The 13,443-nt window shown below is 67.4% G+C and carries 12 protein-coding genes and 1 tRNA gene; 4 read left to right on the top strand and 9 right to left on the bottom strand.

Annotation, left to right across the window (positions count from 1 at the left end):
* The first annotated feature begins 12 nt into the window (after positions 1–12).
* Positions 13–687 carry an aminodeoxychorismate/anthranilate synthase component II gene (locus AC5Y39_RS14600; protein ID WP_500017644.1) on the top strand — a complete coding sequence of 225 codons (675 nt, stop codon included), beginning with the start codon at positions 13–15 and terminating at the stop codon, positions 685–687.
* Here the strand turns inward: AC5Y39_RS14600 and pknB are convergent.
* From pknB to AC5Y39_RS14565, 7 genes are all read right to left on the bottom strand, one after another.
* Positions 665–2,536 (bottom strand): Stk1 family PASTA domain-containing Ser/Thr kinase, encoded by a 1,872-nt coding sequence (gene pknB / locus AC5Y39_RS14595; protein ID WP_500017646.1) that lies wholly within the window; start codon positions 2,534–2,536, stop codon positions 665–667. The genes AC5Y39_RS14600 and pknB overlap by 23 nt on opposite strands.
* On the bottom strand, positions 2,533–3,810 hold the full coding sequence (locus tag AC5Y39_RS14590) for a protein kinase domain-containing protein (RefSeq protein ID WP_500017648.1): 1,278 nt from the start codon (positions 3,808–3,810) through the stop codon (positions 2,533–2,535). The genes pknB and AC5Y39_RS14590 overlap by 4 nt, the downstream gene beginning before the upstream one ends.
* A complete protein-coding gene (pbpA, locus tag AC5Y39_RS14585; RefSeq protein ID WP_500017650.1) occupies positions 3,807–5,285 on the bottom strand; it encodes a D,D-transpeptidase PbpA in 1,479 nt (492 codons plus the stop codon). The genes AC5Y39_RS14590 and pbpA overlap by 4 nt, the downstream gene beginning before the upstream one ends.
* On the bottom strand, positions 5,282–6,697 hold the full coding sequence (locus AC5Y39_RS14580; RefSeq protein WP_500017652.1) for an FtsW/RodA/SpoVE family cell cycle protein: 1,416 nt from the start codon (positions 6,695–6,697) through the stop codon (positions 5,282–5,284). Before AC5Y39_RS14580 ends, pbpA begins: the two co-directional genes overlap by 4 nt.
* Positions 6,694–8,193, bottom strand: a complete 1,500-nt coding sequence (locus tag AC5Y39_RS14575) for a PP2C family protein-serine/threonine phosphatase (RefSeq protein ID WP_500017654.1) — start codon at positions 8,191–8,193, stop codon at positions 6,694–6,696. Before AC5Y39_RS14575 ends, AC5Y39_RS14580 begins: the two co-directional genes overlap by 4 nt.
* Positions 8,190–8,657, bottom strand: a complete 468-nt coding sequence (locus AC5Y39_RS14570) for an FHA domain-containing protein FhaB/FipA (RefSeq protein ID WP_499912814.1) — start codon at positions 8,655–8,657, stop codon at positions 8,190–8,192. Before AC5Y39_RS14570 ends, AC5Y39_RS14575 begins: the two co-directional genes overlap by 4 nt.
* Positions 8,658–8,797: 140 nt before the next feature.
* Positions 8,798–10,168: an FHA domain-containing protein gene (locus tag AC5Y39_RS14565; RefSeq protein ID WP_500017656.1), complete on the bottom strand. Its 1,371-nt coding sequence runs from the start codon at positions 10,166–10,168 to the stop codon at positions 8,798–8,800.
* Between the two features lie 244 nt (positions 10,169–10,412).
* Between AC5Y39_RS14565 and AC5Y39_RS14560 the strand changes: the two genes are divergently transcribed.
* Positions 10,413–10,495, top strand: a tRNA-Leu gene (locus tag AC5Y39_RS14560).
* A gap of 108 nt (positions 10,496–10,603) precedes the next feature.
* Here AC5Y39_RS14560 and AC5Y39_RS14555 read toward each other — a convergent pair.
* Positions 10,604–10,996, bottom strand: a complete 393-nt coding sequence (locus tag AC5Y39_RS14555; protein ID WP_500017658.1) for a VOC family protein — start codon at positions 10,994–10,996, stop codon at positions 10,604–10,606.
* 145 nt (positions 10,997–11,141) lie between these two features.
* Between AC5Y39_RS14555 and AC5Y39_RS14550 the strand changes: the two genes are divergently transcribed.
* Positions 11,142–11,429 carry a YiaA/YiaB family inner membrane protein gene (locus AC5Y39_RS14550; RefSeq protein ID WP_499912535.1) on the top strand — a complete coding sequence of 96 codons (288 nt, stop codon included), beginning with the start codon at positions 11,142–11,144 and terminating at the stop codon, positions 11,427–11,429.
* Positions 11,430–11,484: 55 nt separating this feature from the next.
* A complete protein-coding gene (locus AC5Y39_RS14545; RefSeq protein ID WP_500048235.1) occupies positions 11,485–12,780 on the top strand; it encodes an acyltransferase family protein in 1,296 nt (431 codons plus the stop codon).
* A gap of 23 nt (positions 12,781–12,803) precedes the next feature.
* Here the strand turns inward: AC5Y39_RS14545 and AC5Y39_RS14540 are convergent, their stop codons facing one another.
* Positions 12,804–13,433, bottom strand: coding sequence for a response regulator (locus AC5Y39_RS14540; RefSeq protein ID WP_500017965.1), 630 nt, complete (start codon positions 13,431–13,433; stop codon positions 12,804–12,806).
* Positions 13,434–13,443: the final 10 nt, after the last annotated feature.

The following is a 13,443-nucleotide window of genomic DNA, read 5'->3' as shown; positions in this document are numbered from 1 at the left end:
TAACCTGGCATGGTGCGCATTCTGGTCGTCGACAATTACGACAGCTTCGTTTTCAACCTGGTCCAGTACCTCGGGCAGCTGGGGGTCCAGGCGCAGGTCTGGCGCAACGACGACCCGCACCTCGCCGATCCGGTCGCTGTCGCCCAGGACTACGACGGCGTGCTGCTGAGCCCCGGGCCGGGCACCCCCGAACGTGCCGGCGCGTCGATCCCGCTGGTGCGCGCATGCGCCCAGACCGGCACTCCCCTACTCGGCGTATGCCTGGGCCATCAAGCCATCGGCGTCGCGTTCGGCGCCACCGTGGACCGTGCGCCCGAGCTGCTGCACGGCAAGACCAGCACCGTGTACCACACGAATGACGGTGTCCTGCAAGGACTTCCGAACCCGTTCGTCGCAACCAGGTACCACTCGCTGACCGTGCTGCCCGACACGGTGCCCGACGACCTGACCCCGACCGCGCACACCGAAAGCGGCGTGATCATGGGGCTGCAGCACACCGAGCTACCGATCCACGGCGTGCAGTTCCACCCCGAGTCGATCCTCACCCAGGGGGGCCACCGGATGCTGGCGAACTGGCTGGCGGTCTGCGGTGCCGCCCCGGACGACGCGCTGGTGCGCCGGCTGGAGAACGAGGTCGCCGATACCGTGCGCGCGGCGCTGATCCCTACGAACCGAACTTCAGCGTGATGTTGCCGTCGCGGTTCACCCCGGTGCCCGGGGCGGGGCTCTGGTAGACCACCCGGTTGCGCTGCTGATCATTGCCGGGCACGTCGGCGCCCTTGACCAGGATGCCGGTCCAGCCCAGCGCGCGTAGCTGCGGCTCGGCGTCGGTCCAGAACATTCCGGTGAGATCGGGCATCACGAACTGGTTGCCCTTCGACACCTGCAGCTGGATCACCGCGTCCTTCGGAACTGACTGTGCCGCAGGCGGATTGGTGCCGATCACCGAGCCGGCGGGCCGGGTGCTGTCTACCGGCGACGAGACGATGTTGTTGAAGCCGGCCGCAGTCAGCGTCGCCCGGGCCTGCTCCTCGGACTGGCCCGCGACGTCGGGCACGTCGGCCTTCTCCGGACCGGTCCCCACCAGTACGGAGATCTCGAACGTCACCGGGGCGGTCTGATTCGCCGGCGGGTTGGTTTCGACGACGCGGTCCTTCTGCTCCGGTGTCGACGGGGTCAGCACCTGCTTGACCTTGCCGAAGCCGGCGGCCGTCAGGCGGCGCACCGCATCGAGGTAGCTCATGTTGGACACGTCGGGGATCTCGCGCTGCTCAGGCCCGGTGGACACGTTGAGCGTCACCTCCGAGCCCTGGTCGGCGGAATCACCGGCCTTGGGATCGGTGTCGATGACGCGGTCAGGCGCCACCGTCGAGTCCGGCTTTTGCAGCGTGCGGACCTTGAACCCCCGGTTCTGCAGGGTCGCGACCGCATCGGCCGAAGGCTTGTTGGCCACGTTGGGCACCTGCACCGCGTGGGTAGGACCGCTGATCGCATTGATCAGCACAGTCACCGCAACGGTCAGCACCGCCAGCACCGCCACAGCGATCAACCACCGGCGCACCGATCTCCTGCCCGCTCCCCGCCCGGCGTCGTCCTGGCGCGGCGGCACCGCGACCGGTGACGCCGAGCGGTTGGTCGCAGGAGAAGACAGCAGCGACGTGCGCTCGGCATCAGTGAGCACCTTCGGCGCCTCAGGCGGTTCGCCGTTGTGCACCCGAACCAGGTCGGCGCGCATCTCAGCCGCCGTCTGGTAGCGGTTGTCCGGGTTTTTCGCCAGCGCCTTGAGCACCACGGCGTCGAGGTCGGCGGAGATGCCCGGGTGCTTCTGCGACGGCGGGACGGGCGCCTCCCGGACGTGCTGGTAGGCCACTGAAACGGGGGAATCACCGACGAAAGGCGGCTCGCCGGTGAGGATTTCGTAGAGCACGCAGCCCAGCGAGTACACGTCGGAGCGGGCGTCGACAGCGTCGCCGCGAGCCTGCTCGGGGGACAAGTACTGCGCGGTACCGATCACGGCCGCGGTCTGGGTGACGCTGCTGGAGTCGGCCAGCGCGCGGGCGATGCCGAAATCCATCACTTTCACCGCGCCGCTCTTGCTGATCATGATGTTGGCCGGCTTGACGTCGCGGTGGATGATGCCGTGCTGGTGGGAGAAGTTCAGCGCCTGACACGCATCGGCGATGATCTCGATGGCCTTGCGCGGCGGAATCGGTCCCTCGTTGTGCACGATGTCGCGCAGCGTGATCCCGTCGACGTACTCCATGACGATGTAGGGCAGTGGACCGGCGGACGTCTCGGCTTCGCCGGTGTCGTACACCGCGACGATCGCCGGATGGTTCAGCGCTGCGGCGTTTTGGGCCTCGCGGCGAAACCGAAGGTAGAAGCTCGGGTCTCGGGCCAAGTCGGCGCGCAGTACCTTCACCGCGACGTCTCGGTGCAGCCGCAGATCCCGCGCGAGATGAACCTCGGACATCCCGCCGAAGCCCAGGATCTCGCCGAGTTCATAGCGATCGGACAAATGCTGCGGTGTCGTCATTCCAAGGTCTCGTCGTGTGGTGGCGGCGACACGGGAACGACAGACGCCGCAAGAGGTGCGTACCCAGTTTGTGGCCCGGTGCCTGGCGGCGTCCAACTACCCGGGGTGGCCGGGGCAGGAGCAGGCTCGGTCTGGGTGATCGTGGTCTCTTGCGGTTGCTGGTTCTGCTCCTGCTTGTCGCGGTATTGGATGACCAGCAGCACCGCGATCACAATCGCCAGCGCACCCAGCACCCCGGCCGCCCACAGCAGCGCCCGCTGCCCCGACGAGAAGGTGCGCCGCGGCGGCGGGGGCCGGTGCGACCCGGTGGCCGGGCGAACGCGGGCGCCGGTCATCGCGCCTGAGCGTCCCGTCATCTCGGCGCGGGCCTGTGCTCCGGACGGGATGGCCGCTGGGGCGGCCCGGTTGATGGTGGGTGCGGCGTTCGGCCGCGGTGGCCGGCGGCCCGCACGGACCGCGGCGACGGCGTCGGCGAACTGCCCGCCGTTGCGGTAGCGTGCGCCGGGGTTCTTGGCGAGCGTGATCTCGATCAGTTCGCGGACATTGGGCGGCAGGTCGGCCGGCAGCGGCGGCGGCGTCTCCTTGATGTGCTTCATCGCCACCGTGAGCGCACCGTCACCGGTGAACGGCCGCTTACCCGAAACCGCTTCGTAGCCAACCACTCCCAGCGAGTACACGTCACTGGCCGCGGTGGCGTCGTGACCGAGCGCCTGCTCCGGCGCGATGTACTGCGCGGTGCCCATGACCATCCCGGTCTGCGTCACCGGGGCCGCGTCCACCGCCTTGGCGATGCCGAAGTCGGTGAGCTTCACCTGACCCGTCGGTGTGATGAGAATGTTGCCGGGCTTGACGTCGCGGTGCACCAGGCCCGCGGTGTGGGCAACCTGCAGCGCGCGCCCGGTCTGCTCGAGCATGTCGAGCGAGTGCCGCAGCGACAGCCGGCCGGTGCGCTTGAGCACGGAGTTCAGCGGCTCCCCGTTGACCAGTTCCATCACCAGGTAGGCGGTGCGCCCGTCGGCCTCCATCTCCGTCTCGCCGTAGTCGTAGACGGTGGCGATGCCGGGGTGGTTGAGCATGGCGACGGTGCGCGCCTCGGCACGGAACCGCTCGATGAACTCCGGATCGGAGCTGAATTCCTGCTTGAGCACCTTGACGGCCACCCGCCGGCCCAGGCGGCTGTCGACCGCCTCCCACACCTGTCCCATGCCGCCGGTGGCGATGAGCCGCTGCAGCCGGTACCGGCCGGACAGCGTGACACCCACGCGGGCCGTCATGTGCCCTCCCGAAGTGCCGCCTCGATCACCGCCCGGCCCACCGGCGCGGCCAGCGCACCACCGGTCGCCGACAGCCGGTTGCCGCCGTTCTCCACCACCACCGCGACGGCCACCCGCGGGCTTTGGGCGGGCGCGAAGGCGATGTACCAGGCATGCGGTGGGGTGTTGCGCGGGTCGGTGCCATGCTCGGCCGTCCCGGTCTTGGACGCGATCTGCACGCCGGGAATGGCCCCTTTCTGCTGTGTCACCTGCTCAGCACCGATCATCAGTTCCGTCAGCTTAGCCGCGACCTGTTGGGACACCGCACGCCGCAGTTGCCGCGGTTGGGTGGCGTTGATGGTGGTGAGGTCGGGGGCTTTGAGGCTGTCGACCAGGTACGGCTGCATCATGAGGCCACGGTTCGCGATCGCCGCGGCCACCATCGCGTTCTGCAGCGGGGTCAGCGCAACGTCCTTCTGGCCGATCGCTGACATGCCCAAGGCCGCTTGGTCGGGGATCGGGCCGACGGTGGACTCGGCCACCTGAAGGGGGATCGGCTCGGGCGGCGCGTCCAGGCCGAACGCCGCCGCCATGGTGCGCAGCGCATCGGTACCGGTCTTCAATCCCAGCTGGACGAACGCGGTGTTGCACGACCGCGCGAACGCCTCCTTGAGCGACGCCGTCGCGCCGCTGCCGCACGGGCTGCCGCCGAAGTTCTCCAAAGTTGCTGTGCTGTCCGGCAATTGGATCGACGGGTTGGCGGTCAGTTGTTCGTCTTCGGTGACGCCGGCCTGCAACGCCGCCGCGGTGGTGATCACCTTGAACGTCGAGCCGGGCGGATACGTCTCGGAGATCGCGCGGTTGAGCATCGGATTATTCGGGTCGTCGCGCAGCCGCTGCCAGTTCTGCGTCTGCGCGTCCACGTCGTGCGACGACAACTGGTTCGGATCGAACGACGGCGCCGACACCATGGCAAGGATCTTGCCGGTGGACGGCTCCAATGCGACGACCGCGCCCTGACACGGCGCATTGCCGCAGCCGTGCACCATCGCGTTCCACGCAGCCTGCTGCACCTGAGGTTTGATCGTGGTGTCGACGTTGCCGCCGCGCGGGTCGCGGCCGGTGAAGAAGTCGGCCAGCCGGCGGGCGAACAGCCGCTCGTCCGATCCGCTGAGGATCGAATCCTCCGCCCGCTCGAGCCCGCTGCTGGAGTACCGCAGCGAGTAGAAGCCGGTCACCGGTGCCGACGCTAAGGGGTCGGGATAGACGCGCAGGTAACGGAAGCGGCCCGGCGTCGACACCGAGTAGGCCAGCGGCTGGCCACCGGCGGAGATCTGTCCGCGCTGCCGGGAGTATTCGTCGAGAAGCACCCGCTGATTGCGCGGATCGGTGCGCAGCCCGTCGGCGCGGAACACCTGCGTGATCGTCGCATTGAGCAGCAGCAGCACGATCAGGGCCATGACCGTCACCGACACTCGCCGCAGGGAGGTGTTCATACCCGCTCGATCACCTCGGTGCTGGCCGCCGCGATCGGCGTCGGCTGCTGCGGCCGGGTGACGATCGGGCGGCGCGCGGCATGGCTGATCCGCACCAAGATGGCCAGCAGCACATAGTTGGCCAGCAGCGACGACCCGCCGTATGACATCCACGGTGTGGTGAGCCCGGTCAGCGGGATCAGGTTGGTGACGCCACCAACGACGATGAAAAGCTGGATGCCCAGCGTCGACGCCAGCCCGGCGGCCAGGAGCTTGCCGAAGCTGTCGCGGACCGCGATCGCGGTGCGCAAGCCGCGCACGATCGCGATCGTGTACAGCATCAGAACTCCGGCCAGGCCCACCAGGCCGAGCTCTTCGCCGACCACCGCGATGATGAAGTCCGTCGACGCAGCCGGTACCGTGCCCGGCTGGCCGTTGCCGAGACCGGTTCCGAATACGCCGCCGGTGGCGAAGCTGAACATCGACTGCACCATTTGGTATCCGGTGTTGTCCGGGTCGGCGAAGGGATCCCACCACGTCCGCACGCGGGTTTCGACGTGCGCGAAAAGGTAGTACGCGGCGACGCTGCCCGCAGCGAACAGGATCAGGCCGATGACCACCCAGCTGAGCCGATCGGTGGCGACGTACACCAGCACCAGAAACGAGGCGTACAGCAAAAGCGATGTGCCCAAGTCTTTTTCGAAGATCATCACGCCGACGGAGATGATCCATGCCGCCAGCAGGGGAGCGAGGTCACGCGGCCGGGGCAGGTTCATGCCGAGAAAGTGTTTGCCCACGCTGGTGAACACGCCACGCTTGGCCACCAGCACGGCGGCGAAGAAGATCAGCAGCAAGATCTTGGAGAACTCTGCGGGCTGAATCGAAAAGCCCGGCAACCGAATCCAGATCTTGGCGCCGTTCTCCTCGGACAGTGACCGCGGCAGCAGGGCCGGGATCAACAGCAGTATCAACCCGGCCACGCCGCAGACATAGCCGTAGCGCGCGAGCAGTCGGTGATCGCGCAGAAACACCACCACGACCGAGAACGCCGAGACGCCGAGCAGCGTCCACAGCATCTGCTGATTAGCGCTAGGGCCCTGCGCTGTACCGGATTCCAGGGCGCCCTGAGCGAGGTCGAGTCGATGGATCATGACCAGGCCCAGCCCGTTGAGCAGAGCGACCACTGGCAGCAACAGGGGATCGGCGTAGGGCGCGTAGCGCCGGATGGCCACGTGCGCCGCGCCGAACAACGCAAGATAGGCGATGACGTATTGCGCCAGATCCCAACTGAGCCCGTGTTCTTGGTTCGCCTCGACAATCAGCAGTGCGACCGCGGTGATCACCGCGGCGAAACCGAGCAGCAGCAGTTCGGCATTGCGGCGGTTGGGAAGTGGCGGCATCACCGCGACCACCGGCTGGGGCTGCGTGGTCATGCGGCCGTCCGGCAGTCTTTGCCCGGCTCTTGGGGTGCGCGGGGCAGTGAGGTCACCGGGGTCGGCGCGGGAGGCGGTGCGGCGGCGGTAAGCGACGGGCTCGGGTTGGGGTTCGGCGGCGGGGCGACTTCTGTGGTGGTGGGCGCGGCGCTGGTGACGGCGGGCGGAGTGGGCGCCGCAGCGGTCGCGGGACTCTTGGTTGCCGCCGGCGGCGCCGGGGGAGCGGGCGGCGCACAGATGGGCAGCAGCGACGCCGGCACCAACTTGTGGATCTGTGCGATCGCGTCGTCGAGGCTGCCGGTGGGCAGACCCGCGAGCACCTGAGTGCGTTCGGACGGACGCAGGTCGTCGACGCGCAGCAACTCACAACCGGGATGCGATTGCCCTAAGCTGATGAGCGACAACTCATTTCGGTCGTTGAGGCAGCCCAACAGGTGGGGCTCCTGGAGGCGGTAGCCCAGCAACGAGCCTTGCACGCCACGCATGATCGACACCGTGCCGTCGTAGGCGGTGACGTAGTAGTTGCTGCGGATCAGCGTGCGGCCGATCAGTAGCGCGGCGACCAAGAGAACGAGCACCAATGCGGCGGCGATGAGGATGCGCCGCCATGGGCGCGGTCGCTTGGTGGGTGGCGGTTCGGGTTCTATCGCAACGCGTTTGGCGACGGCATTGCGCTTGGGGTTGAACGCCGACGCGCGCCCCGCCGAGGTGTTCGGCGGGGCGATATTGTCATCGTCGCCGGAGACGGCACCGGCGAGAATCGGCTGGGTCTGGCCGTAGTCGTAGTCGACGACGTCGGCGACCACCACGGTGACGTTGTCGGGGCCGCCGCCGCGCAGCGCCAATTCGATGAGCCGGTCGGCACTTTCCGCGACGTCGGGAATCTTCAGCGCTTCCAGGATGGTCTCTTCGCTGACGGGGTCCGACAGCCCGTCCGAGCACAGCAGGTAGCGGTCGCCGACCCGGGCCTCCCGCATGATCAGCGTCGGCTCCACTTCGTGTCCGGTCAGCGCCCGCATGATCAGCGAACGCTGCGGGTGGCTGTGCGCTTCTTCGGCGGTGATGCGGCCCTCGTCGACCAGGGTCTGCACGAAGGTGTCGTCTTTGGTGATCTGCGTGAGCTCGCCGTCGCGCAGCAGATAGCCGCGCGAGTCACCGATGTGGACCAGGCCGAGTCTGTTGCCCGCGAACAGGATTGCGGTGAGCGTGGTGCCCATGCCCTCGAGCTCGGGATCGTTTTCCACGTGGGCGGCGATGGCCGCGTTGCCTTCGCGCACCGCCTCGTCGAGCTTGGCCAGCAGATCGCCGCCCGGCTCGTCGTCGTCGAGGTGAGCCAACGCCGCGATCACCAACTGCGAGGCGACTTCTCCTGCGGCGTGACCGCCCATTCCGTCGGCCAGCGCCAGCAGCCGTGCGCCGGCGTACACGGAGTCTTCGTTGTTGGCGCGCACCAGTCCGCGGTCGCTGCGTGCGGCATAACGGAGAACGAGGGTCACGGGCGCAACTCGATTACCGTCTTGCCGATCCGAACCGGCGTTCCGATCGGAACCCGTACCGCCGTCGTCACCTTGTCCCTATCGAGATATGTGCCGTTGGTCGATCCTAGGTCTTCGACGTACCACTCGGAGCCATGCGGCGACAGTCGGGCATGGCGGGTGGAGGCGTAGTCATCGGTGAGCACCAGCGTGGAGTCGTCGGCGCGGCCGATCAGCACAGGCTGGTTCCCGAGCGTGATCCGGGTGCCTGCCAGTGAGCCCTCGGTGACGACGAGGTACCGCGCCTTGTGGCGTTGTTGGCGGTTGGGCAGCAGCGAGCCGCGCAACGCCAGTCCGCGCCGCACCATCACCGCGCCGGTCGGCGCGTAGATGTCGGTGCGCAGGATCCGCAGCACGGCGAAGATGAACAGCCACAGCAGCAACAGGAAGCCGGCGCGCGACAGTTGCAGCACCAAGCCCTGCATCCGGCGCCCCCTTGTCCTCGTTCTTCTCCAACAACGTCTGTCTCGATCTGGGCCGGTGACACCGAGACCGACCGCCCATCAGCATCGTCACGATACTTGGGCGGACCCCGACGCGGGAGAGAAGCCGATTGCGCGGGGTCTCAGTGCATCCGCACCACGATCTCGGAGTGCCCGAGCCGGATGACGTCGCCGTCGGCCAGTTGCCATTCCTGCACCGGGGCGTTGTTGACGGTGGTGCCGTTGGTCGAATTGAGGTCCGACAGCAACGCGGTGTGGCCGTCCCAGCGGATCTCGAGGTGACGGCGTGAGACGCCGGTGTCAGGCAGCCGGAACTGGGCGTCCTGGCCGCGGCCGATGATGTTGGCGCCCTCCCGGAGCTGATAGGTACGGCCGCTGCCGTCGTCGAGCTGCAGCGTGACGGTCTTGGGGCCACTCTGCCCGTATTCGGGTTGGCCGTATCCGCCCGCGCCCGCGTAACCGCCCTGGCCGTACTCGTACTCGCCGGCTTGTGGCGCGCCGTATCCAGCGGGAGCGTCGTAACGGCCGTAGTCGGGTTGCCCGTAGTCGGGTTGGCCGTAGGGCTGCTGCTGGTAGCCGCCTTGCTCGTACTCGCCGTAGCGCGGCTCGGGCCGGCCGTAACCTTCGTGCCGTGGCGGCGGGCCGGGGGGCCGGCCGTAGTCGCCGTAGCCCTGCCCGCCGTAGCCGCCGGGCGGTGGGCCCTGGCGATAGGGCTGGTCGTACCCAGGCGGCGGTCCTGCGGGCGGTGCGCTGGGCGGCGGGCCGTACCCGGGCGCGGGGCGCTGCTCGTATTGCGCGGTGTAGCCCTGTTCGGGGTAGCCGCCTTGCTCGGGGTAGCCGCCTTGGTCCGGGTAGCCACCGCGGGGCGGGTATCCCGGCTCACCCGGCGGGGGCGGCGGGTAAGCGCCCTGTTCGGGGTAGCCGCCCTGCTCGGGAGGCGGCGGGTACGCACCGCGGGGCTCGGGACCACGCTGATCCTGGGGCCGGCCGTAGCGTTCGTCGTAGTAATCGTCGGCAGGCCGCCCCGGCTCCTGTCCGCCGCGGTAGCTGGGGTTGTCAGTCATCGGTGCTACTCCTGGTTCTGCGTTGAGCGCCTGGGGTGATTGTGGGGCGGGGGTGGCGTCGGGGTTGACCGCAGCTCGGGCGCGGAACTGGCCGGTGTGCAGCTTCGGCGACTGCTCGAATCGGACAACCACATCACCATACGTTTGCCACCCCTGATCGCGGATGTACCCCACCAGATGTTTGGCGAAAGTATCGGACGTGAGGTCAGGGTCGGCGACCGCCTTGGCGTAGTCGGACTCGCTGAGGGTGATCAGGTACTCGTTCGGCGCGAGCAGGTGACCGCCGTCCAGGGTTTGCACGCCGTCGGATGCTTCGCGCCGCAGCGCCGCCTCGACCTCTTGCGGGACGATCGCGCCGCCGAAGACGCGGGCGAACACGTCACCGACGGTGACTTCGAGCTTGCGCTCAATGCGCTGAACGAAGCCCATGCCACCGCCCTTCCTTATTTCCTTGTCCGTCTTGTTGCCGCCGAGGTGGTGCCCGCGTGTCTTACCACCACTTCGTCTATCTGCATGGTATCGGTCTAGGGCGGCGCAGCGGGAACCACAGAACTCTGAGAATCGCATCGGCGCATGTCAGCGGCGGTCCCGAGGCCGCTTTCACGTCGATTTCTCCGTGGGAATCGAGTTGGGGACCGCTGGTGTTGTCGTGATAGCCTCTAGCGGTTGTTTCGGGCGAGTGGCGGAATGGCAGACGCGCTGGCTTCAGGTGCCAGTGTCCTTCGGGACGTGGGGGTTCAAGTCCCCCTTCGCCCACATTTGTGATGAGTCGGGTCATTGGGCCACTGAAGCCCGACGCCGGCAACTTCTACACCAGTGACCCTGGCGCGCCCGACTATCGACGTGCCCACCTCTTAGCGACGCTCAGGCGGCCGGGTCCATCCAGAAGATCTGCCAGGAGTGCCCGTCGAGGTCGTCATAGCTGCGGCCGTACATGAAGCCGTGGTCCTCGGTGTCGCCGGCCGTGCCGCCGGCCGCGATGGCACGGTCCACTAGCGCGTCCACCGCGTCACGACTGTCGGCGCTCAGGCAGACGACGCACTCCTTGGCCTTGGACGCGTCGGTGGTCTCGACTGGGTGCAAGCTGTCGAACAAGTCGGTCTGCGTGAGCATGGCGAACTGGTTGTCGCCGAGCACCAGTGCAAGAGCTCTGCTGTCGCAGAACCTTTCGTTGAAGGTGTATCCCAAGTCGCTGAAGAACTTTCGCGAACGTTCGACGTCGGCGATCGGCAGGTTCACGAAGATCGTGGTATGCATCTGTTGCTCCTCTGATCCGCGGCACCCGATCCTCGACTGCCGTCACCCGTTGTAGACCGGCCGGCGTGCCGCAACTCATCGGCGCGATGCGAATTCCGTAGTTCTACGGATCCGAACAAACGGTGCGCCGTCGCAGGCTTTCTGCATGACAGTTCCCAACACCATGTCCAAGAGCACCTCCGCCTTCTTCGTCCAGGCCGCCGTCGCTTTCGGGGTGAGTCTGCTCACCGCGCTCGGCGGGATCTTCTTCCTGCCACTCGACCCGTGGCAACGGCTCTTCCTCGGCATCACGTTCCTTTTCGTCGTGTCGAGTGCCTTCACGCTCGCCAAGGTGGTCCGCGACCAGCACGAGGCAGCCACCATCCGGGTGCGGCTCGACGAGGCGCGCATGGAAAGGCTGCTGGCCGAACACAATCCCTTCACTACCGCCTGAAACGGGCGGGCCTCCGACAACCGCAATTTCGTTGCAACGAAAGGCAATTCAACCGATGGCACTTGCTCTCGATTTCCCCACCGCCGCAGACCTGTCCGCGCGCACCCCGGCTGACCGCGATCGCGTTCTCGATCTCCTCCGGATCAGCGCGCTGATCACCGTGGTCGTCGGTCACACCGTGATCGCGATCAGCACCATCCGTGGCGATGTGCTGATATGGGACAACCTGCTCACCACCTCGGCGGCGTTCCAAGCGTTGACCTGGATCTTCCAAGTGATGCCGCTGTTTTTCTTCGCCGGCGCCGCGGCCTGTGTGTCGTCCTGGTCGCCCGGTACCAACTGGGGCCGGTGGCTGATGAAGCGTTGCACCAGGCTCTTTCGGCCGGTCTTCTATTACCTCGCGTTCTGGGCGGTCACCCTGACCGTGCTTCATCGACTGCTGCCACGACACGTCTACGAGCCGATCGCCGGCGTCAGCATTCAGCTGCTGTGGTTCCTCGGCGCGTATGTGCTTGTGCTGGCGGCGATCCCGCTGTTGTCACGCATCACCACCACTGCCCACCTCGCGACGGGCGTCGCGGGGGTCTACGGCGCCATCGCGCTGATCGACGTCGTTCGACTGCATTGGACCGCCGCGGCGCCGCTGGGCTACCTGAACCTTGCGGTTTGGCTGATCCCCGCGATGTTCGGCGTCGGCTACCGCCGTCGGCTGCTCAGCGGCCGTGCTGCGGCCCTCCTGGCGGCAGCCATACTCGTCGTTGACGTCGCCCTGGTGCGATGGGGACCGTATGAGATCAGCATGGTCGGCACCGGAGATCACCGGCTGTCCAACACCAGCCCGCCGTCGCTTCTGCTGGCGGGTCACGCAATCATCCTGTGCGCGTTGGCGATTGCCGCTGCGCCGGCCATCGCCCGGTGGGTGGCGCGGCCGCGGGTGTGGTGGTGGACAGCAGTCGGCAACTCCGGAGCGATGACGCTTTACCTGTGGCACATGCCCGCACTACTGGGTGTCCACTTGCTCTTCGACTACGTGGGCTCTCCGCGCTATCCGGGCCAGCACGGCTTCCTCGTTGTCAGCGCCGTGCAGCTGCTCATCGTGGTTGTCGCGGTGGCGCTGCTGTTTGTGCTGTTGCGCCCGCTGGAGAACGATCCGCTTCCCGGCTGGGACGGCCCTGTCGTAAACATGTCGCTGCGGCGCGGTGTGGCGGTGGGTGTGCTGTTGTGTGTGGCCGGGGTGGCGACGTTGGCGGCGATCAAGTGGGGCCTCAAAGGCGACGGACTGGTCTGCGTGACGACCATGCTCGCTGCTCTCGTGAGTGCTCGCGCACTGAGCAGGAGCGCTGCACAATGAATCAGGTTGCAGCAGTGAGCGTTTCAGCTGTCGAGGCCATGCTCGATGGCATACCGGGCGGCCTCGACCCGGTTGCTCACCTGAAGCTTGCGGAAGGTGGCTTGCACGTGGCTTTCCACGGTGCGGTAACTCAGCGACAGCCGGGCGGCGATCTGCTTGGCGGTCAAACCCTTGGCGATGTGGCGCAAGATCTCGGTCTCGCGTTCGGTGAGACGCGGCTTGTCCGCCCCGGTATCCGGGCTCTGCTCAATGCGCCGATATTCCCCGAGCACCAGCCCCGCCAGACCAGCGGTGAACACGGCCCGGCCGTCGGCGGTGTCGCGGACGGCGGCGACAAGTTGCTCCCGCGATGCGCTCTTGACCAAATAGCCCTGCGCGCCGGCCTTCACCGCCTGCAGCACGTCGTCCTGCTCTTCGGAGGCCGACAGCACCAGAATCCGCGACACCGGCGACACCGCCAGCACCGCCTCGGTCGCTTGTGCGCCGTCACCATCGGTAAGGCGCATATCCATCACCACGACATCGGGTTTCACCAAGGCGGCGCGTTTGGCCGCGGCCGCGACGCCGTCGGCGGTGGCGACCACCGTGAATCCGCTCTCGGCGAGGTCGCGGGCTAGTGCGTCACGCCAGATCGGATGGTCGTCGACCACCATCACCGTGGGC

The organism is Mycobacterium sp. NGS39 (assembly GCF_059812765.1).
Note: the sequence above shows the minus strand (reverse complement) of the source record. Positions and strands in the feature narration are given on the sequence as shown.

What these genes read in the sequence shown, in the direction of transcription:
- pknB (WP_500017646.1), bottom strand. Translation starts at nt 2,536, where the DNA reads ATGACGACACCGCAGCATTTGTCCGATCGCTATGAACTCGGCGAGATC.
- AC5Y39_RS14590 (WP_500017648.1), bottom strand. Translation starts at nt 3,810, where the DNA reads ATGACGGCCCGCGTGGGTGTCACGCTGTCCGGCCGGTACCGGCTGCAG.
- pbpA (WP_500017650.1), bottom strand. Translation starts at nt 5,285, where the DNA reads ATGAACACCTCCCTGCGGCGAGTGTCGGTGACGGTCATGGCCCTGATC.
- AC5Y39_RS14580 (WP_500017652.1), bottom strand. Translation starts at nt 6,697, where the DNA reads ATGACCACGCAGCCCCAGCCGGTGGTCGCGGTGATGCCGCCACTTCCC.
- AC5Y39_RS14570 (WP_499912814.1), bottom strand. Translation starts at nt 8,657, where the DNA reads ATGCAGGGCTTGGTGCTGCAACTGTCGCGCGCCGGCTTCCTGTTGCTG.
- AC5Y39_RS14565 (WP_500017656.1), bottom strand. Translation starts at nt 10,168, where the DNA reads ATGGGCTTCGTTCAGCGCATTGAGCGCAAGCTCGAAGTCACCGTCGGT.
- AC5Y39_RS14555 (WP_500017658.1), bottom strand. Translation starts at nt 10,996, where the DNA reads ATGCATACCACGATCTTCGTGAACCTGCCGATCGCCGACGTCGAACGT.
- AC5Y39_RS14550 (WP_499912535.1), top strand. Translation starts at nt 11,142, where the DNA reads ATGACAGTTCCCAACACCATGTCCAAGAGCACCTCCGCCTTCTTCGTC.
- AC5Y39_RS14545 (WP_500048235.1), top strand. Translation starts at nt 11,485, where the DNA reads ATGGCACTTGCTCTCGATTTCCCCACCGCCGCAGACCTGTCCGCGCGC.
- AC5Y39_RS14540 (WP_500017965.1), bottom strand. Translation starts at nt 13,433, where the DNA reads ATGGTGGTCGACGACCATCCGATCTGGCGTGACGCACTAGCCCGCGAC.